We start from the raw sequence: 256 nt of genomic DNA on the forward strand, positions 1-256 counted from the left end.
TCCTGGGGCAGGGCCAACTATGTGCGACTGGAGCCGGGCGACAGGCCGGCACACGTGCTGACCGTCCTGCGACCGTCCTCACCGCAGATCGGAGGGTCACCCACACCATGATCGTCAACGAGCCCGTCCCGGACACCTTCGAGGACACCCCCGCCAAGGACCGGGACCCGGACTGGTTCAAACGCGCCGTCTTCTACGAGGTCCTGGTCCGCTCCTTCCAGGACAGCAACGGCGACGGCATCGGCGACCTCAAGGG

1 pseudogene is annotated in these 256 nt (G+C 67.2%); it reads left to right on the forward strand.

Going from position 1 to position 256, the window contains the following annotated elements:
• Window positions 1–111, forward strand: a pseudogene (locus tag IO29_RS40465) (alpha-amylase); the annotation flags it as partial.
• Window positions 112–256: the final 145 nt, after the last annotated feature.

The organism is Streptomyces sp. NRRL F-6676 (assembly GCF_000725625.1).
Taxonomy (GTDB): Bacteria; Actinomycetota; Actinomycetes; order Streptomycetales; family Streptomycetaceae; genus Streptomyces.